The organism is Streptomyces sp. CGMCC 4.7035 (assembly GCF_031583065.1).
In the GTDB taxonomy this organism is placed as follows: Bacteria; Actinomycetota; Actinomycetes; order Streptomycetales; family Streptomycetaceae; genus Streptomyces; species Streptomyces yaanensis.
Genome location: NZ_CP134053.1, coordinates 6,967,973 through 6,986,091 on the forward strand (window position 1 = coordinate 6,967,973; position 18,119 = coordinate 6,986,091).

General features: G+C 67.3%; 16 protein-coding genes. 8 read left to right on the forward strand and 8 right to left on the reverse strand.

Features of this window, described 5'->3' with window-relative positions; all coding sequences use genetic code 11:
• Positions 1-119: 119 nt before the first annotated feature.
• The 3 genes from yidC to Q2K21_RS30640 form a co-directional block, all read right to left on the reverse strand.
• Positions 120-836 carry a membrane protein insertase YidC gene (yidC, locus tag Q2K21_RS30630; RefSeq protein WP_310781336.1) on the reverse strand — a complete coding sequence of 239 codons (717 nt, stop codon included), beginning with the start codon at positions 834-836 and terminating at the stop codon, positions 120-122.
• Between the two features lie 453 nt (positions 837-1,289).
• Positions 1,290-1,607, reverse strand: coding sequence for a DUF6412 domain-containing protein (locus tag Q2K21_RS30635; RefSeq protein WP_310777496.1), 318 nt, complete (start codon positions 1,605-1,607; stop codon positions 1,290-1,292).
• Between the two features lie 56 nt (positions 1,608-1,663).
• Positions 1,664-2,197: a winged helix-turn-helix transcriptional regulator gene (locus tag Q2K21_RS30640; protein ID WP_310777499.1), complete on the reverse strand. Its 534-nt coding sequence runs from the start codon at positions 2,195-2,197 to the stop codon at positions 1,664-1,666.
• A gap of 157 nt (positions 2,198-2,354) precedes the next feature.
• On the opposite strand from Q2K21_RS30640, the gene Q2K21_RS30645 reads away from it, so the two are divergent.
• The gene (locus Q2K21_RS30645) at positions 2,355-3,776 is read left to right on the forward strand and encodes an MFS transporter (protein ID WP_310777502.1); all 1,422 of its coding nucleotides are present in this window, start codon (positions 2,355-2,357) and stop codon (positions 3,774-3,776) included.
• Between the two features lie 64 nt (positions 3,777-3,840).
• On the opposite strand, the gene Q2K21_RS30650 is transcribed toward Q2K21_RS30645, so the two are convergent.
• Positions 3,841-4,635 carry a class E sortase gene (locus Q2K21_RS30650; RefSeq protein WP_310777505.1) on the reverse strand — a complete coding sequence of 265 codons (795 nt, stop codon included), beginning with the start codon at positions 4,633-4,635 and terminating at the stop codon, positions 3,841-3,843.
• Positions 4,636-4,948: 313 nt separating this feature from the next.
• Here Q2K21_RS30650 and Q2K21_RS30655 point away from each other — a divergent pair, with 313 nt between their 5' ends.
• The 3 genes from Q2K21_RS30655 (at position 4,949) to Q2K21_RS30665 (ending at position 8,198) form a co-directional block, all read left to right on the forward strand.
• Positions 4,949-6,424 (forward strand): glycoside hydrolase, encoded by a 1,476-nt coding sequence (locus Q2K21_RS30655; protein ID WP_310777508.1) that lies wholly within the window; start codon positions 4,949-4,951, stop codon positions 6,422-6,424.
• A 111-nt stretch (positions 6,425-6,535) separates the two neighbouring features.
• On the forward strand, positions 6,536-7,552 hold the full coding sequence (locus tag Q2K21_RS30660; protein WP_310777512.1) for an SEC-C domain-containing protein: 1,017 nt from the start codon (positions 6,536-6,538) through the stop codon (positions 7,550-7,552).
• Positions 7,553-7,739: 187 nt separating this feature from the next.
• The gene (locus Q2K21_RS30665; protein WP_310777516.1) at positions 7,740-8,198 is read left to right on the forward strand and encodes a DUF3592 domain-containing protein; all 459 of its coding nucleotides are present in this window, start codon (positions 7,740-7,742) and stop codon (positions 8,196-8,198) included.
• A 99-nt stretch (positions 8,199-8,297) separates the two neighbouring features.
• Here the strand turns inward: Q2K21_RS30665 and Q2K21_RS30670 are convergent, their stop codons facing one another.
• Positions 8,298-9,866, reverse strand: a complete 1,569-nt coding sequence (locus Q2K21_RS30670; protein WP_310777519.1) for an MrcB family domain-containing protein — start codon at positions 9,864-9,866, stop codon at positions 8,298-8,300.
• Here Q2K21_RS30670 and Q2K21_RS30675 point away from each other — a divergent pair.
• Entirely contained in the window at positions 9,750-12,725 is a 2,976-nt protein-coding gene (locus Q2K21_RS30675) for a DEAD/DEAH box helicase (RefSeq protein WP_310781337.1), read from the forward strand. The genes Q2K21_RS30670 and Q2K21_RS30675 overlap by 117 nt on opposite strands.
• Positions 12,726-12,821: 96 nt before the next feature.
• Complete coding sequence (locus tag Q2K21_RS30680; protein WP_310777522.1) at positions 12,822-13,031, forward strand: DUF397 domain-containing protein; 210 nt, start codon at positions 12,822-12,824, stop codon at positions 13,029-13,031.
• A 100-nt stretch (positions 13,032-13,131) separates the two neighbouring features.
• Here Q2K21_RS30680 and tgmC read toward each other — a convergent pair whose 3' ends face one another.
• Genes tgmC through tgmA form a run of 3 tightly spaced genes read right to left on the reverse strand, consistent with a single transcriptional unit; the run spans position 13,132 to position 15,532 of the window.
• Positions 13,132-14,304, reverse strand: coding sequence for an ATP-grasp peptide maturase system methyltransferase (gene tgmC, locus Q2K21_RS30685; protein ID WP_310777526.1), 1,173 nt, complete (start codon positions 14,302-14,304; stop codon positions 13,132-13,134).
• On the reverse strand, positions 14,304-15,260 hold the full coding sequence (gene tgmB, locus Q2K21_RS30690; protein ID WP_310777529.1) for an ATP-grasp ribosomal peptide maturase: 957 nt from the start codon (positions 15,258-15,260) through the stop codon (positions 14,304-14,306). The genes tgmC and tgmB overlap by 1 nt, the downstream gene beginning before the upstream one ends.
• A 5-nt stretch (positions 15,261-15,265) precedes the next feature.
• Positions 15,266-15,532 carry a putative ATP-grasp-modified RiPP gene (tgmA, locus tag Q2K21_RS30695; protein ID WP_310777532.1) on the reverse strand — a complete coding sequence of 89 codons (267 nt, stop codon included), beginning with the start codon at positions 15,530-15,532 and terminating at the stop codon, positions 15,266-15,268.
• Positions 15,533-16,393: 861 nt separating this feature from the next.
• On the opposite strand from tgmA, the gene Q2K21_RS30700 reads away from it, so the two are divergent.
• Positions 16,394-17,569 carry a helix-turn-helix domain-containing protein gene (locus tag Q2K21_RS30700; RefSeq protein WP_310777535.1) on the forward strand — a complete coding sequence of 392 codons (1,176 nt, stop codon included), beginning with the start codon at positions 16,394-16,396 and terminating at the stop codon, positions 17,567-17,569.
• Positions 17,566-18,078, forward strand: coding sequence for an NUDIX hydrolase (locus Q2K21_RS30705; protein ID WP_310777538.1), 513 nt, complete (start codon positions 17,566-17,568; stop codon positions 18,076-18,078). Before Q2K21_RS30700 ends, Q2K21_RS30705 begins: the two co-directional genes overlap by 4 nt.
• Positions 18,079-18,119 lie beyond the last annotated feature (41 nt).

Consider the following 18,119-nt stretch of genomic DNA (forward strand, 5'->3'; position numbering starts at 1 on the left):
GGAGGTGACCGGCCGGAGTGCGGTCCGCGCCCAGCCATCGGAGGACTGGTCGATCCTCCAAGGTCACAGGCCGGTCCGCAATACCCCGTTCACGGACTGGACCACCGGTCCCTGGCGGCTCAGCGGTACAGCACCGCCCGCTCGACCGCGCTCCACGCCGTACTGGTCACCATGTACAGCGCGGCGGCCAGCGGTACGACGGCCACGGTGACGAGGGTGAAGAAGGACAGGAACGGCATGATCTTGGTGACCGCACCGAGGCCCGGCACCTGTTCGCCGTCGCCGACCGGGACAGGGCTCGGGTTCGCGGCCGTCATCCGCTTCGCATTCCGGTAGTTGAACGCGGCGACGGCCGCGACGAGCGCGAACAGCCCGAGGTAGACCAGCCCGGCCGCCCCGAGGAGTCCTCCGTGACCGAGCGCGTCGGCCCACCGGTCGCCGAGGGGCGCGGCGAACAGCGTGTGGGTGAGCAGGTCGTTGCTCTCGCCGCCGATCCTCGTGCTGGAGAAGAGGTGGTAGAGGAGGAAGAAGGCGGGCGCCTGGAGAAGGCTGGGCAGAAGGCCGGACAGTGGGGAGACCTGTTCCTCCGCGTGCAGGGCGAGAACCGCCTTCTGGAGCTTCTCGGGGTTCTTCGCGTGCTTCCTGCGCAGCTCGGCGATCTTCGGTTGCAGCTTGGCGCGCGCCTTCTGCCCGCGCGCCGCGGCCCGCGACAGGGGGTGGACGAGGAGTCGTACGAGCGCGGTGAACAGGACGATCGCAGCGGCTGCCGCGGAGGCGTGGAAGAGCGGCTGGAGCAGGTCGGCCAGCCGCTCGACCAGCCCTGCGAACACGGACATGAATGCGGACATGGGTGGGAGCCCTCCGGGGTCTGTCTCGTCGTGCCGGGTGGGAAGAGGTTGAAGAGGTTTCGGCATGACGACCCGCGCGGGGTCACGGACGTGCGGCGTCCACGGAGGTACGACGGCGTACGGACGCACGACGGCTTGCACGGACGCACGACGGCTTACGCAAACGCACGACGGCTGGCACGCACGCACGACGGCTTAGGCAAACGCACGACGGCAAGCACGGACGTACGACGGCTTACGCAGACGCACGACGGCGAACACGCACGTACGGCGGCTACGCAGACGCACGACGGCCAGCACGCACGTACGACGGCTCACGCAGACGCACGACGGCTAAGGCGGACATGCTGCGGCATGCACGGACGCGTGACGGCTAGGCGGACATGCGACGGCATGCACGGACGCGCGACGGCGCACACGAACGTACGACGGTGATGTGCCCTACGCGACGGTCGTCGGAAGGGCGCGCCCCGGTGCCCGCGGTCGGGTACGGCCCCGGGCGTCGGGGTCCCGCTGCGGCAGGAAGGCGGTGCGGTGTTCGCGGTCGCGGATGGCCGTGCGCACCCGGGTCGGCGGCACGACGGGCACGCTGCGCGCGGCGATCAGCGCGCAGACGGCGAGGGCAGAACCGGCCGCGGCGGTCGCGGCGAAGGCGAAGGCGACGGCGGCGGAGAGGCCGCCGGTGTCGAGGACGGCGACCTCGAGGAGCAGGAGCAGCAGCACGGCGGCGGGGCGCAGATTCGCCCAGGTCCGGATCATCGGCTTCCCTCCCCCAACTTGCCTGTCTCCTAAGGCGCTTACGTTACCCACCGCCGTTATACATGATCGGTCTCGATCGGCTGCAGCAGCCTCTTCGGCTTGAGCAGCGCCCTGCTGACCGGGTTGGCCGGGTTCGGGTCGAGTCCGGGTCCCGGCACCATTTCGACGTCGGAAACGGGTACGACGGTTCCGCAGTCGGGGCATTCGCCGTACGGGCCGAGGTCTTTCTCCGTGCCGCAGGTCGCGTGCCGGAAGGCGCGCAGTTGCGTCTCGGAGAAGTGTTCGCGACCCCACAGGCCGAGTGCGCGCAGGGTGGGCCACAGGGCGATGCCACGGTCGGTGAGGACGTACTCGTCCCGCGGCGGCGACTCCTGGTAGCGGCGCTTCTCCAGGATTCCCTCGGCGGTGAGGGTCTGGAGGCGGGCCGCGAGGACGGCGCGCGGGATGCCGAGGTGGACGAGGAAGTCGTTGTAGCGCCGTACGCCGTAGAGCGCGTCGCGCACGACGAGCAGCGTCCAGCGCTCGCCGACGACCTCCAGCGCACGGGCGATGGAGCACTCCTGCGTCGCGTAGTCCTTGCCGAGAGCCATGGCCCTACTGTAGCCACTTTCCGGCGTATGAGTTCATTCACTGAACTGATTCCTCCAAATTGGTTCAATGACCGAACCGAGGCTGTTACGGTCGTAGGCCTACCCAAGGTTCAATGACTGAACCTGTTGCCCCCTACCCGCCCCGGAAGGGCAGGCCATGTCACAGCCGGCACGCACCACGGAAACCACCGCCGCCCGCGCGCTCCCACAGACCTCGCAGAGCTCCCAGACCTCCCAGACCTCGCAGACCCCACGAGCGACCCCCACTCTTGCCCTGACCAGCGCGGCCACCGCCATGGCGCTGATGACGTACACCGCGCCGGTGGTCACCCTCCCCGACACCGCCGCCGCCCTGCACACCTCGGTCTCCGCGCAGGCCTGGCTGCTCAACGGCACCCCGCTGGGCCTGGCCGCGCTGCTCCTGGTGGCCGGCAGCCTCGCCGACGACTACGGCCGCCGCCGGATCTTCCTGGCCGGCACGGTCGCCCTCGGCCTCACCACGGCGTTCGGCGCCCTCGCGACCTCGACCTGGCTGTTCACGCTGGCCCGCATCACGCAGGGCGCGGCGAGCGCGGCGATCCTCGCCAGCAGCCTCGGCCTGCTGGTACACGCCTTCCCGACCCCACGCGGCAGGCTGCACGCGACCGGCGTGTGGGGCGCGTTCGTCAGCGGGGGCATCGCGGTGGGCCCCCTGGTCGCCGGGTCGCTGCCCAACTGGCGGCTGGCGTACGAGATCCTGGGCGCCGCCACGCTGGTGATCGCGGCCCTGTCGGCACGCGCCCTGACGGAGTCCCGCGCACCCCGGGGCGGCCGCCCCGACCTGGCGGGGGCCACGGTCTTCAGCCTCGCTCTCGTCTCCCTGGTCGCCGCGCTCACGCTGGGCCGCGACGGCTGGCTGCGCGCACCGGTGGCCCTGCTGTTCGCGGCGGCCGTGGTCCTGATCGCGGCCTTCGCCCTGATCGAACACCGCACCCGCACCCCCATGATCGACCTCGCCCTGCTGCGCCGGCCGCGCTTCCTCGGCTCCGCGGCGGCCGGCCTGTTCACGGGCCTGGCGGTGATCGGCCTGTTCAGCTTCCTGCCCGCGCTGCTCCAGCGGACGCTGGGCATGACGCCGATGGCCACCGCATGGCTGTTCCTGCTCTGGTCCGGACTGTCCTTCACGGTCGCGCTCCAGGCGAAGCGGCTGGCGGGCCGCGTCTCACCGCGCCACCAACTGGCCCTCGGCTTCGTGCTCCACGCCGCGGGCGTCCTGACCATGCTCGGCGCGGTCGGCTCGGGATCCTGGACCCGCCTGCTGCCCGGCCTGTTGATCGGCGGCGTGGGCAGCGGCCTGCTGAACGCCGCACTCCCCCTCGTCTCCGTGGAGTCGGTCCCCACCGAACGGGCGGCGATGGGCTCGGGCGCCCAGCAGACGTTCCGCTACATCGGTTCGTGCGCGGGCGTCGCCCTCACCATCGCACTGGTGACGTCGGGCGGCGGCTCGCCGGCACACGGGGCGAACGTCGCGATGGTCGTCTCGGTGGGCCTGGCGCTCGTGGGTGCGCTCGGCGTACTGCTGCTGCGCGAACGCGCCTGACCGTCAGATGAGGCGGGCCTTCGGCTTGCACGGGCCCTCCCGACCGTGCCGAAGGCTGGCTGCCTCAGCGAGGCCGCGCGGAGGCGAGCGTGCCCCACACCACGAGCCGGTACCGGGAGGTGAACTCCGGGGTGCAGGTGGTGAGGGTGAGGTAGTACCCGGGCCGGTCGTACCCGTACGACGGCTTGACGGTGCTGCGGGGCACGGGCGCGATGACGCCTCCGTCGCGGGCGGACGTCTGCGCGAGGATCCAGTCGACGACGTACGTGTACGTGGCGGTCCTGGTCTCGACGGTGACGGTGTCCCCGCGCCGCATCCGGTTGAGGTGCCGGAAGGGTTCGCCATGGGTGTTCCGGTGCCCGGCGAGCGCGAAATTGCCCGCCTGACCGGGTTGGGCGGTGCCCGGATAGTGGCCGACGTACCCCTTGTTGAGCACGCCGGTCTTGCTGATGCCTTCGGCGATGGGGGCCTGGAGGGAGAGCCGGGGGATGGTGAGGACGGCGTAGGCCTGGGAGGGGGCGGGGTGGGCGGCGACGACCGCCTGCCCCTGCCGCTGCCGCCGCTGTTGCCGGTCGGCCTTCGTGGTGGTGGTGCTGCTGCCGCCGGCCTCGGGCGTACTCGCGGATCCGCCCACCGACGAGTCACCGGTCTCACCGGGCTCCGTCCACTCCCGCTCCAACGCCTGAACCTTCCGCTCGGCCCCCTGCCTGGCCTCCCGGTTGGTCCACCACAGCTGATGCACGACGAACAGCATGAGCACGAGGCCGACGGTGACGAACAGTTCCCCACCGGTCCAGAGGGCGCGGCGGCGGAGGGCACGGCGCCGCCGGGTGCGGTGTACCACCACGGGAGCGCGCATGCGTCCGCCTCCTTCACCGGGGCCGCACGCACGATAGGGGCTCCCCCTTCAAGTCACCAGCCCCGTACGAGGAGTGCCCCCTACCGGATCCCTCCTGGATCCCTGCCGGATCATCCCTGCCGGACCCCGACCGGACCCCGACCGGACCCCGACCGAACCTCTACCGGCACTTCGTACACCGGTTTTAGAAAGGGCCGTCACAACCCTCGACAACCCCATGCGTCACACCCGATCCTTCGTGATGGCATCAGCGAGACCGGTCGACGCCGGAGGGACGACCCGCGTTCGATCGGCACGGAGAGGCGGAGAAGCCATGATCCGACGCAGAACCCTGCTGGCCGCCGCGGGCGGCACCTTCCTCGGGACCGCCCTGGCGACCGGCACCGCACGGGCCGACGCGACCATCGCCGTCAACCCGGCCACCACGTACGGGAGCTGGGAGGGCTGGGGCACCTCCCTGGCCTGGTGGGCCAATGTGTTCGGCGCCCGGGACGACTTCGCCGACATCTTCTTCACCACCAAGTCGGTGGCGTACAGCGGCAGGACGCTCCCCGGCCTGGGCCTGAACATCGCCCGCTACAACCTGGGCGCGTGCAGCTCGAACAGCGTGAACGGCGAGACCATGGTGGCCTCCCCCAACATCCCCTCCTTCAAGCAGATCGAGGGCTACTGGCAGGACTGGAACAACGAGGACCCGACCTCCTCGGCCTGGAAGTGGACGGCGGACGCGACGCAGCGCGCCATGCTCGTCAAGGCGACCCAGCGGGGCGCGACCAGCGAGCTGTTCGCCAACTCCCCCATGTGGTGGATGTGCCTGAACCACAACCCGTCCGGCGCCTCCGGCGGCGGCAACAACCTCCAGTCCTGGAACTACCGCCAGCACGCCTCGCACCTGGCGGCGGTGGCCCTCTACGCCAAGAACAACTGGGGCGTGAACTTCGCGACGGTCGAGGCCTTCAACGAACCGTCCTCCAGCTGGTGGACCGCGACCGGCACCCAGGAGGGCTGCCACATGGACGCGACCGTGCAGTCGGCGGTCCTCCCGTACGTACGCAGCGAACTGGACAAGCGCGGCCTGACGAGCACGAAGATCTCGGCATCGGACGAGACGAACTACGACCTGGCGCGCACGACGTGGGGGTCTTTCGGGACGTCGACAAAGGCGCTGGTGAACCGGGTCAACGTCCACGGCTACCAGGGCTCGGGCGGCCGGCGCGACCTCCTCTACACGGACGTGGTGAAGACGTCGGGCAAGGCCCTGTGGAACTCGGAGACGGGCGACGGCGACGCCACCGGCCTCACCCTGGCGAGCAACCTGCTCCTCGACTTCCGCTGGCTGCACCCGACGGCCTGGGTCTACTGGCAGGTGATGGACCCGACGGCGAGCTGGGCGATGATCGCGTACGACGAGAACACGCTCCAGCCGGGCGCGGTCCAGACGAAGTACTACGTGATGGCGCAGTTCAGCCGCCATATCCGCCCCGGGATGACGATCATCGACACGGGCGTGGACTACGCGGTGGCGGCCCTGGACAAGACGGCGAAGCGCCTGGTGATCGTGGCGGCGAACAAGTCCTCCTCCACCCAGACGCTGACCTTCGACCTCTCCCGCTTCACGACGGTGACGGGCGGTACGGGCGGTGTGGTCCCGCGCTGGAACACGGTGACGGGCGGCAGCGGCGACCTGTACACGTCACACACGGACACGTATCTGAGCGGGAAGACGGTGGCCGTGCCGTTCGCGGCGGGGGCGGTGCAGACGTTGCAGGTGGACGGGGTGGTGGCGTAGGCGGGCGCCCCTGGGCGCGCTGAAGGACCCGACCCGCCAGAAAACGTCTGCCGCCGTCCCTGGCCTGCGAATCTCTCTCGTTTGTCGGTCGGCGGCAGTACGGTGTCCCCCATGCGCCCCGACACGCCTGCCGAGAACGTCGACCACAACGCCGAAGCAGCACGCCTGGAGCGGACTGCCGGCCTGTATCCCGAGGACGCGGAACACCTGCTGCTGCAGGCCGCAGCCCACCGGGAACTGGCCGGCGACCGCCCGGGAGCGACGGCGCTGTACGACCGCCTGCTCTCCTCTCCCGACCCGCTGGACAACCCCCACCTGGTACGAGCCCTGAAGGCGTCGAACCTGTGGGAGTACGACCACGAGGCGGAGGCCCGGGCGATCATCGAGGGCGTCCGCGCGGCCTCCCCCCGGCACCCGGCCCCCTGGCTGATCGTCGCGGAGTCCCTGGAGGCGCACGACGAGCTGGAGGCGTCGGAGGCGACGTTCACGGAGGGCCTGAGACTGCTGGTCGGAGACGCGGCCGAACCCCCGCAGTCCACACATCCACTCCTCTACGGCCGCCACCGGGTCCGCCGCATGCTGGGCGCGGCGCACGACGAGTGGGACATGCTGGCGGACACCGTCCACTCCTCCACGGTCTCCCTGGACGAGCTCCACGACCCGAAGCGGATCTGGTCCCTGGGCTCGGACAACCCGGCGGAACTGGCGGCGGAGATCATCCGCCTGCGCGCGGAACTGGGCGCCTACCGCGAGGCCCTCTCCCGCCCGTTCCCGGTGGCGGTCCTGCACTGGCCGGCACCCGAACTGGCGGAGCTGCTGTCGGCGTACCCGACGCTGACCACCGAGTACCCGTCCCACGAGGAGCACCTGGCGACGATAGAGGCGTCCCTGAGGGAACTGGCGGCCTCGGGCACCCCGAACCTGGGCATCGTGCCGGGGACGGTCCCGTCGTACGAGGCGTTCGCGGCGTCGGAGGGCGCATCACCGGAGGACGCGGCGCTGCTCCCGCAGTATGCGACGACGCTGGCGGCTCGGGGACGAGCGGTGGCTTGGCCGCCGGAGGCCGGGACGGGGTGTTGGTGCGGGTCGGGGCGGGTGTACGAGGAGTGCCACGGGAAGACCTCCTGACGGAGGCCGCCTGACGTGAACCGGCTGGCGGCGGCCGACTGCCATGAGCGGGCTGGGAGCGGCCCACTGCCATGAGCAGGCTGGCGGCGGCTGACTGCCATGAGCCAGCTCGCGGTGGCCCACGCCCATGAACCAGCTGGCGGTGGCCGACTGCCCGGGGACCGACTGACGGTGGGGGGAACCCGAAGTGGACCAACCGTGGCTGACCTTCTCGCTCCTCATAGCCGCCTTCACGCTGGGCCTGGGCGCCTGGGTCTTGCGCATCGCCTTCCGCCGGCGCCGCGCCCTGGCCCGACTCGGCGTACGGGGCGTCCGCACGAAGGGCGAAGTGGCCCGCGGCGCCCGCCGGGAAGGCTCCACGACCCACCCACCCCAGGTCCGCTACAAGGCCCCACCGCTCGACCACCGGACCGCCCCGCCCGAGCAGACCTACCGCCGCACACCTCTGAACCACGAGCAGCAACCCCTCCAGCCGGGCGCCGGGGTCATCCTCCGCTACGACCCTCGGGACCCGCGCCGAGTGGTGGTGGTACGGACGGACAGCGGGAGACCGGGGTACGTCTTTTACTCCGCGACGGCGCACCTTGCTTGGGGGGTCTTTTTCGTGCTGTTCGGCGTGGCGGTGGCGGTGGGCTCGTTCTTGTGACGGAGTCGGGGCGCACAACCGACTTCGGTCTCCCCGGCGCCGACGAGAGCGCGTTAGCTCGGGCGCCACAGCTCCAGGCACCCGAGACTGACAACCGCATCAAGTCGCAACTAGGCCCCAGGAAACAGCCATGGGTGAGCCCGCCCAGTCGCCGTCGTGGCTGCGCCAGATCGAAGCGATGCCATGGTCCTCAAGGTACTCGGCGTAGTGCCCAATATCCTCGGTGAACAGGGCAATCAGATGCGGCTTCGGCTCCCCGAGCTTCTCGTGCCAGTAGTAGCTGTACTCCAAGAGCTGACCGACAGCTTCACGAACGGCTTTTGTGGCGTTGCCCTTCCGTACTGCCTTGCCCTCTATCAACCAGGCACGCTCTCCATCCACGACAGCACGGCGCAAGACCAGGTCCCTCGGATACATACCTTGCGTGATAGGCGTGTATCCGCGTGTGACGACATGGAGGCCGAAGTCCTTGATGAGCTCTTCATGCCGACGCTCCCTGCGATGCTTACCTCCCTTGATGCGTACGTAGTAATCGCTGCTGTCGTTTGGGTGGAAGTCGTCCAGTGGGTCGTCAGCGGGGACATGCCCTTCGTTCACGTACACAAAGGGCTCGTTGTCAGTCGGAGTCTGAAGCCAGACGCGCTGGCTCGCCGCAGCATCCCGAAGCAGCAGGGACGCTACGCGAAGGTCCTCGGCAAGGACATCCTCAGAGGGCATGTGCATAATCTCGTAGCGTCGAGCCACGACGCTCCCCGACTCGTACGCGCGAGGCCGCTCGGCCTTCGAACCGAAGACCGGCACGTGTTGCCAGTTCATGGCCAACTCTGGCTGAATTCCTGCGTGGAGATACTTCCCCCGTCGCTCCAACTCACGCCGCAAGTCGGCTTGCTTGGTGTACTCCTTGGAGAGCTTGGTGACCCCCTGCTGCAACGTCAGCGTTACGGAGGTCAGGCTCGCGTCGAAGATGTAGGCGAGGTACAGCCCGTCGTGAGGCTGGGTGTTGATCGCCGGATCAAAGACACCGATCCACGGAGTGCTACTTGCTGACGTTTGTCCACCATGTCCTGAAGCAACAAAGCCGTGTGGCAACGGGAGATCGGTCATCCTCCTCACCCTCCTGAGGAGAACTTGCGCTGACACCTTGTTGGAGGTACCAGCCTTCGGGTCGTAGGTCTCCGCTATGCGTATGAGCAGGTCACGTAGAAGCACGACCAAAAAGTAGCCATGTTCGATCAGTTGTGCCTCTAAATAGATCCACCGGTCGCAGTCGATGACCACATCCGACCGCGACATGGCCCTGTCAGTGCCTCCTGATACAACAGCTGCATCATCCATCCACATGCTCGCCGGGGGAGCAGCCCGATGCCTCAAAACCACAGCAACGCGCCAGCCCCATCCGCTGGACTGTACGAACAGCTCATCACGCTCCGTTTTGAACAGCATCTGAAGGAACTTGCCAACCTCGGGTGGCACCCCGTCAGCGACATGGTGGGCCCTGAGTCCGTTCCTCACGTCTTGGCCAGGCACGTTGCGGGAACAGTTCAGCGCATACTGCAGAGCCTCCCGACCGAGGAGCAGGTGTACGCGGCCAATCATGTTCTGGAGTCCATCAGCACCCTTGAAGGAGCGCAGGAGTGGGTGGACCTGGTAGCCGATGGGCCTCGTCAACTCCTCGCACTGGCGAGACAAGAGGCTCCGGGCGTGTTTGCCGTGCGCCCCGGCATCCCACTCTCCGACGCTGCGCTCATCACCAACTCCCCGGAAGACCCCAGCCTTGGTTTCGAGTTGCGCGCCGAGCTAGCCACAGCTGACCGAATCGACCTGCTCTGCGCCTTCGTGAAGTGGCACGGGCTGCGGGTCATAGAGCAGTCCCTCAAAGCAGCCCATGAGCGAGGCGTGCGCATACGCGTCATCACGACCACGTACATCGGAGCTACCGAGCGGCGTGCCCTGGACCGGCTGGTGCAAGAGTTCAACGCCCAGGTGAAGGTCAACTACGAGACACGGTCGACGCGGCTGCATGCGAAGGCTTGGCTGTTCCGTCGCAGCAGCGGCTACAACACGGCGTACGTCGGCAGCTCCAACCTCTCCAAGACCGCGTTGCTCGACGGCCTGGAATGGAACGTCCGGCTGTCGTCCGTCGCTACACCTGACGTCCTGCGAAAGTTCGACGCAACCTTCGAGGCCTACTGGAGCGATCCGTCCTTCGAGGCGTATGACCCGGTGGCCGATGGAAACCGGCTTCAGGAAGCGCTAGCCATTGCGGGAGGTACCTCCTCGAAGACAGCAGCGGACCGTGGGATCACGCTGTCTGGCCTTGAGGTACGGCCTTACCCACACCAGCGAGACATGTTGGAGCGGCTAGAAGTCGAACGCGAGGTCCACGACCGGCACCGGAATCTACTCGTCGCAGCAACCGGGACCGGCAAGACCGTGATGGCAGCGCTCGACTACAAGCAACTCCGCAAGAAGCACGGCCGTGACCTACGGCTGCTGTTCGTCGCCCATCGCAAAGAAATCCTCCAGCAGTCGCTCCGCACGTACCAAGATGTCTTGGTGGACGCGAACTTCGGCGAGTCGCTCCACAGCGGAGAGATCCCGGAACGCTGGACGCACGTCTTCGCGAGCGTGCAGTCGCTGAACGCACGTGCCCTAGACCAGCTCGCTCCTGATCACTTCGACGTGATCGTCATCGACGAGTTCCACCACGGTACGTCACCGACATATCGGAAGATCCTCGATCACTTCGAGCCGCTGGAACTGCTCGGGTTGACCGCCACCCCCGAACGCATGGACGGCAAGAACATCCAGGACGAGTTCTTCGACGGCCGGATCGCCGCCGAGATGCGGCTGTGGGAGGCCCTGGAGAACGACCTCCTGAGCCCTTTCCACTACTTCGGCATCAGTGACAACACCGACCTGAGCGCCGTCGAATGGAAGCGCGGTGCCTACGACGCAAGCGCTCTGAGCAACGTGCTGACCGGCAACGACGCACGAGCGCGTCTGGTCGTAAAGGCCGTTGAGGAGAAGGTCGCCGAGCCTGGAGTCATGCGAGCGCTCGGCTTCTGCGTCTCAGTCGCGCACGCGCACTTCATGGCTGAGTTCTTCCGGAACGCCGGCCTCAATGCCGTTGCCCTCTCAGGGGAGACTCCGGCCGAGGAACGCAAGCAAGCTCTTGCTGACCTCGCGTCGGGAGCACTGCAAGTGATCTTCTCAGTCGACCTCTTCAACGAAGGCCTCGACATCCCCGACGTGGACACGCTGCTCCTGCTACGCCCGACCTCCAGCGCGACCATCTTCCTCCAGCAGCTCGGCCGCGGCCTACGTCGCAGCGAGAACAAGGCGGTCCTCACCGTGCTGGACTTCATCGGACAGCACCGCAAGGAGTTCCGGTTCGAGAACCAGTTCCGAGCCCTCACGAACCTGACGCGCAAGCGCCTGCTCGACCACATCGAGCACGACTTCCCGCAGCTTCCCTCTGGTTGCCAGATCATCCTGGAGGAGAAGGCGAAGAAGGCGATCATTGCCAACATCAAGGAGCAGATCGGCGTAAACGTCACGGCGCTGGCACGCGAGGTAGCCGACTATGCCGAACCGAAGCTGAGCCGCTATCTCTACGAGAGCGGGCGCGAGCTCAAAGAGCTCTACCGAGGCAACGGCAACTCGTGGACTGGCCTGCTCCGGCGCTCCGGCCTATTGAAGGGCGAGGCACCAGAGGGAGAGGCGGCGCTCCTCAAGCGGGTGTCTGCCTTCCTTCACGTGGACGACCCGCTGCGCGTTGCCGCCTACACACGCATGCTGGAGGACGACGCCCCGCCCTATACCGCCCTCAACGAGCAGCAGCAGGCCTACGCCCGCATGCTCTTCTTCCAGCTGTGGCCCTTGGGCGGCGTCACCCGTAAGGGCTTCGCAGACTACGACGCTGGCTTTGCCTCACTGGCTAACCAGCACGCCGTACGCAGTGAGCTACGGCAAGTGCTGGAGTACAACCTCGCCCACACCGAGCACGTCCCGATTCCGCTCCTCGGGATCGGCGGCCCCGGCGGCGTCCCCCTGACCGTCCACGCCTCCTACAGTCGTGAAGAGATCCTGCCCGCACTCGGCCAGTCCCACATCGGCGGCTTCATGCCGGGTGACTTCCGCGAGGGCGTGAAGTGGTGCGAGTCCATGAAGACCGACGCGCTACTCATCACCCTGGAAAAGGACGAGAAGGACTTCTCCCCACAGACTCGCTATCACGACTACGCACTCAACGAGACCCTCTTCCACTGGGAGTCGCAGAACCAAACGTCGGAAACGTCCCCCACGGGCCTTCGCTACCAGCATCATTCCGCCGAAGGCAGCCATGTCCTGCTCTTCGTTCGCCGCTACAAGAGCACCGACATAGGCGGGGCCCAGCCGTGGATGCTGCTCGGCCCCGCCGAGTATGTCGAGCACAAGGGCAGCAAGCCAATGGCCATTACGTGGCGGTTGAAGCACGAGATCCCAGCAGATGTGTGGGCGTACTCGGCCATCGCTGCCGGGTGACGGCCTGCCCACCGTGGCGTTCGAGTACCTCAGCGCCCAGGCACTCGATTTTGAGTCCTCGGCCGAGCTAGTCGACTGCGTAAGCCAGGAGATCTTGTGACGGCACGTTCAGCACACCGCTGGTTCAAGTCCTCGTATAGCGGCGGCAGCGGGACCGAATGCGTGGAGTGCGCGTACAACCCCAACGGCATGTTTGTACGAGACTCCAAGCAGGGCGACGGGCCCGTACTCGCTGTACGGGCCCGAGCGTGGTGTAACTTCATAGGCGCTCTTAGCCAAGGTGAGGTTGGGGTCCGCGGGAGGTAGCGCGGCGAAGCTCAGCGAATCCGCTACTCCGCATGCGGGATGGCTCTCTCCCACACGGCCTCGGACACATTCACACACAAAAACGAGCGCCCACAGCGGCTCAGGCAAGGCGGTGTTCCCACCGCAGCGCGGGCTGCTTCTCGATCCAGTAGGTGTGGGCACGGTCAATGATGTGAAGCTGGACATTGCTGATGTCCGGTCGTCCCGCGTCCTGCCAGGCCGTAAGTACCTGCTCGATTTCGTCCCACAGAGTCACGGGACCGCCTTGCCGGACAACCCAGCCAGAGGTGTCTTCCGTGAAGGCGGCGAAAGACTCCCTCTCGGCATCGAACAAGTACAACAACTGCGCACCATCGCCATCCACGGCACGCACGAACTGTGTCCCCGGAGCAGCGAGCTGGGCGATGAAGGCCGGCATCCATTCCTCCAGCAGGCTCGGCGGAGCCTTCGCGGGTCGCACCGTATCCGGGTAGGCGGTGCGGGCCGTCAGATCACCGGCCAGCGGCGCGGCGGCCTGGGAGCGAGCCTGCATGAAGGAGGACCGGCCAATGATCCGTCCCTCGGCGCTCCCGTCCTCGTTCACGGTGACCTTGGCTAGACCAGTGCCGTACGGCCAGGATCCGACCGTGGCGAGGATGATGCCGCCGGGCTTGGTCTGGCGGACCCAGGTGTAGGGGATCCGGCGTACGGCGCAGGTGGCGATCACCCGGTCGTATGGAGCGCGGGCCGGGTGGCCGAGGAGGCCGTCACCAGTCACGGTCCACGTAGAGAACCCGGCTTCCTCAAGTGCGGCGTCTGCACGGGCGGCGACCTGCGGGTCTACTTCGATCGTGGTGACGTTGTCCTCGCCTAGGCGGTGGCACATGAGGGCGGTGGAGTAGCCGGTGCCTGTGCCAATCTCCAGCACCGTGCGTCCGTCGTCCACCTCCAGGTCCTCGATCATGCCAACCACGGTCATGGGCATGGTGGAGGAGGAGGTTGGCACCCCGGCGACGAGCCCGGCTGCCTGGTCGGCGGTCAGGTGGCCATCGAGTTGGGTGGCGAGCGACTGATCGCTGTACGCGATCTCCATCCACTCTTTCGCGTCCGTACCGAGCGTGGTCATCGGTCGCCAGCGTCCGGCCTCGGTCGGCAGGAACACTCCTGGGTTGAGGAACAGCTCACGCGGAATGGCCTCAACCGCCGCACGCCACTGTGGGCTTCTGAGGGCTCCCGCCTCTTCCAGCCGATCAGCGAGCGCACGCCGCTGGGGGGCGCTGTCAGGCAAGAGCATCAGCTTCTCCTTTGGGTGAGCAGGTCGGCGAACGCGGCAGCCATCCCCAATCCGGTCTTCTCCTCCAGCCATCCCCACTGGCCGTTGGGGTTCAGCTCCAGCCAGTGGGGCTCCCCCTCGCGGTCCACGGCGAGATCAAAGGACCCTGAGGCGAGGCCGAAGTGATCGAGATACGCCAGCAAGGTCTTTTCCAGGCGGTTCGGCAGGTCTACCACGCTGTATGTGAGCGCGCTGTAGTCCTTGCGCCAGTCAAGGAGGTCGGAGTCGATGCGTACCGCGAACACGCGCCGCCCGACGATCAGCACCCGCAGATCGGCGGCCTTGTCCACGCGGGCCTGGAACAGATGCGGTGTGACGCGCACCGTGTCGTCCAGGTCTTCCGCGTGGACCGGCTCCGCCCACGACGTGAGGCCGATGCCCTCTCGCTGATAAGGGGTCCACCGCAGCGTCTTGTGGATCACCTGGCCGTGTTCGCGAATGAACCGGCGCGCCTCGTCGGGGTCGTTCGTCACAAGCGTCGGCGGCACCATGAATCCCATTTGGTGGGCGACTGCAAGCTGGGCAGGCTTGTAGTCAGCGGCGGCATCCCTGAGAGGGTGGTTGACCCACAGGCAGCCTTGAAGGGCGTAAAGGGTGCCGCCGAGCCCGTAGCGCACCTGCGCGGCTGCGAACCGCGCATCTGCATCCTGAAGGTGCTCGAACGCGGGCCAGACGGGGCGGCGCCAGTACACCGCCCCGACGCGCTCCAGATCTGCGGTTCTCGACCGGGTACGCACCTGCCCGGCGACCGGGGCCGGGGAGTCGCCAAACCGAGCTGAGACCGTCAGATCCGGGCCGATGTCGGCCGGATTCAAGCGAACCACGGGCACACCACGCCGGTTGAGGTGGTTGATCACCATGTCGGCGGTGACGTCGTTCGCCTCGGTGGCCACCAGCACGGACCTCTCCTCTGTCATGGCGATCAGTCCTGCTGGCTGTCCTGATCGTGGCCCTGATCGTTCTGGGAGTCGAGGTTGGTGGAGGTGGAGGTCTCCGTGCCGGTGCTGGTTCCGTGCTTACCCAACTCCACCACCTGTCCCAAGCGGTCGCGGAACACGCCGGTCTGGGTTGCGGGATCGATGGTGACCGTCGTAAATGGCAACTTCACCGTCGTGGGGTAGGGGGCCAGTCGGCTGACGCCCCATGGGCGTGCAGGGCCGAGCTGATCCGGTGTGCTGTGAGTTGTCATGGGTTCTCCTTCTGCTTCGGGTGGTGATCGGCCGACCAGATGGACTCATGGGCGAGACCCGCGCAGTCCAGGGCATGAAAGGCCACGTCTGCACGCTGCTTCATCGCGCAGACGGTGGGGTCGGCTTGGGGTGCGCGCTTCCTTCGTGGAGGGCAACGCGGATCAGCAGGTCGCCGAGGTCTCCACGGCGGGTGCGGAGCTGCGTGGCCCGCTCTTGGCGGAACCCCTCGCAGACGGGGCAGTCGCGCCTCACCGAGTCCTCCCAGTGATAGCGAGGAGGGCCTGGGCGGTGCGGGCTAGGTTCAGGAGGTACTGCCAAGCCTTGAATGGGCTGGCCGTCTCATCGGGAGGTTCTACTAGTAGCCGTTCGGCCAAGCGCCGCATGACACATACCGCCTCTCGGTCGGAATCGGCCAACTCTTCAGAAAGTGCCTTCAGTCCGCGGGTCAGGCTCTCCGTGCGCTCCAAGGTTTCAGTGAGCGGAGGTACGTCGAGCCGGGCCTGTGTGGTCTGCTGTGCCTCAAGGAGCAATGCAGCTCGATCTACCTCGCCCGCCATGCTGTCCACGGTCATCGACGTTCCTCTCTCGTAATCCATGGCGGTGTTCCGGGGAGAGAGGGAGGCCCATGCACGGCTGGTGTCTCACGCCCCGGTGATTGCGGAAACAAGTCAATGACGAACGGTGGGATCTGCGTGACTCCACAGGGTGACTCCACGATGGAGTCACCGAGGAGTAGCCTCGGATTACAGCCAGGGGAGCCGCAGTTGCCGCCAGAGCCACGCGAGATCGTCGCCGGGCTACTCGCCCACGAGAGGTTCCTGTCTGCATGCGCCGACCGGGACATGGGATCCGTGTTTCGGATGCTCAACCATCGCGGCGTCAGCACCCGCAAGATCGCCGCAGCGGTCGGAATCGCACAGGGGCGCCTGTACGACTACATGAACGGCAAGAGCCGCGTGGAACGACTGGCCATCTTCGAGCAGATCGCCGACGCCTTCCACATCCCCGGACATCTCCTCGGTCTGGCCCGACGCCACTGGGAGCCACGAGACCACGCGCCCCGAGCAACGTCCAGCGTATCTTTGGCGCCGTTGATCGACAGCGTCGAGGAAGACGATGTGGCGGCCGTGGACGCATTCCGGCACGCGGACCGGGCAACTGGCGGGGGCCGTCTCTACTCCGCTGTCGTCACCCACCTCCGCGAACATGTAGCGCCTCGGCTTGTCGACCTCAGCGGTGGCCAGGCGTTCGCTGCGGCGGCAGCCCTGACGGAGATGGCCGGCTGGATGGCACACGACTCGGGGCGCGACCGAGTGGCCCAGGCGCACTTCGCTCGCGCCCTGCCCCTCGCCCGCGCTTCTGGGGACACCGCGTTGACCGCCAACATCGCCGCGTCCAGTTCCCACTTAGCTCTACAGGCCGGTGATTCTGCCGCAGCTGTGCATTGGGCGCAGACGGGGCTCGACGCGGCGAGCGAAGGCCCTCGCGTACCTACTCTCATTGCCCGACTCCATGCCATGCAGGCCCGTGCTCTCGCCGCGGCAGGACAGCACTCCGCAGCCGAGCGGGCCCTCGACCAGGCTCGTCTCACCCTCCGCGACGCGCCAGTCAAAGTGGCTCATCCCTGGGTCAGCCCGTTCGATGCCGCCGCCCTTGCCAGCGAAAGCGCCGAGGCCCTACGTGACATGGGCCGCTTACGGGAAGCTGTCGAATACGCCCGACAGGCTGTTGATCTCCGCGAAGCCGGACGTGCACGCTCGCTCGCCCTGTCCAGAATCGCCCTCGCCGGCCTCCATGTGCAGTGCGGAGACCTGGACGCCGCCCTCCTCGTGGGCGAGGAGTTGCTGACCGCGACCGCGCCCACTCTGGGTTCGGTCAGGGTCATGCAGCAGCTCCAATCACTCGGTGCACAGTTCGAACCCAACCGGTCGCACCCTCCGGTACGGGAGTTCCTGATGCGGCTCACGGCCGAGCGCAGGGCCAGAATGCTGCTGCTCGCCGACATTCTCACTCCTCAGGGAGGCCACCCCGTATGAGGCCCGTTCCTGCCGACCCGGACGCCTACAGGGACTGGCTGGCCGAGGGTAATGCCACCCAGGCTCGTAAGCGTGTCGGTGCCGATGTCCTCATTCGAGATCCGACCGGACGAGTTCTGCTGGTCAAGCCGACGTATAAGCCCGGTTGGGATCTCCCCGGCGGAATGGTCGAGGCCAACGAGCCCCCGCACGAGGCTGCATTGCGGGAACTGCGCGAGGAGCTTGGTCTGGACGTCGTTCTCCGTGAGTTGCTGGTGGTCGACTGGGTTCCTCCGCACGGGCCGTGGGACGACCAGATTGCCCTCATCTTCGATGGCGGCGTGGTCGACGACACCCGGGCCTCTTCGATCCGGCCTCACGATGAGGAGTTGTCCGCCGTGGAGTTCGCCTCCTCAAGTGAGGCCCAGTCGATGGTCCGAGAGCGCATGGCGCGCCGCCTTGATGCAGCCTTCAAAGCCCTCGTCACTGGCCGGGTGCTGTATCTCCACGACGGGCGCCCGACGTTTTGACCTACCAAAGCCCCCTCGTGCTTCCCCTTCCGGTGATTGCG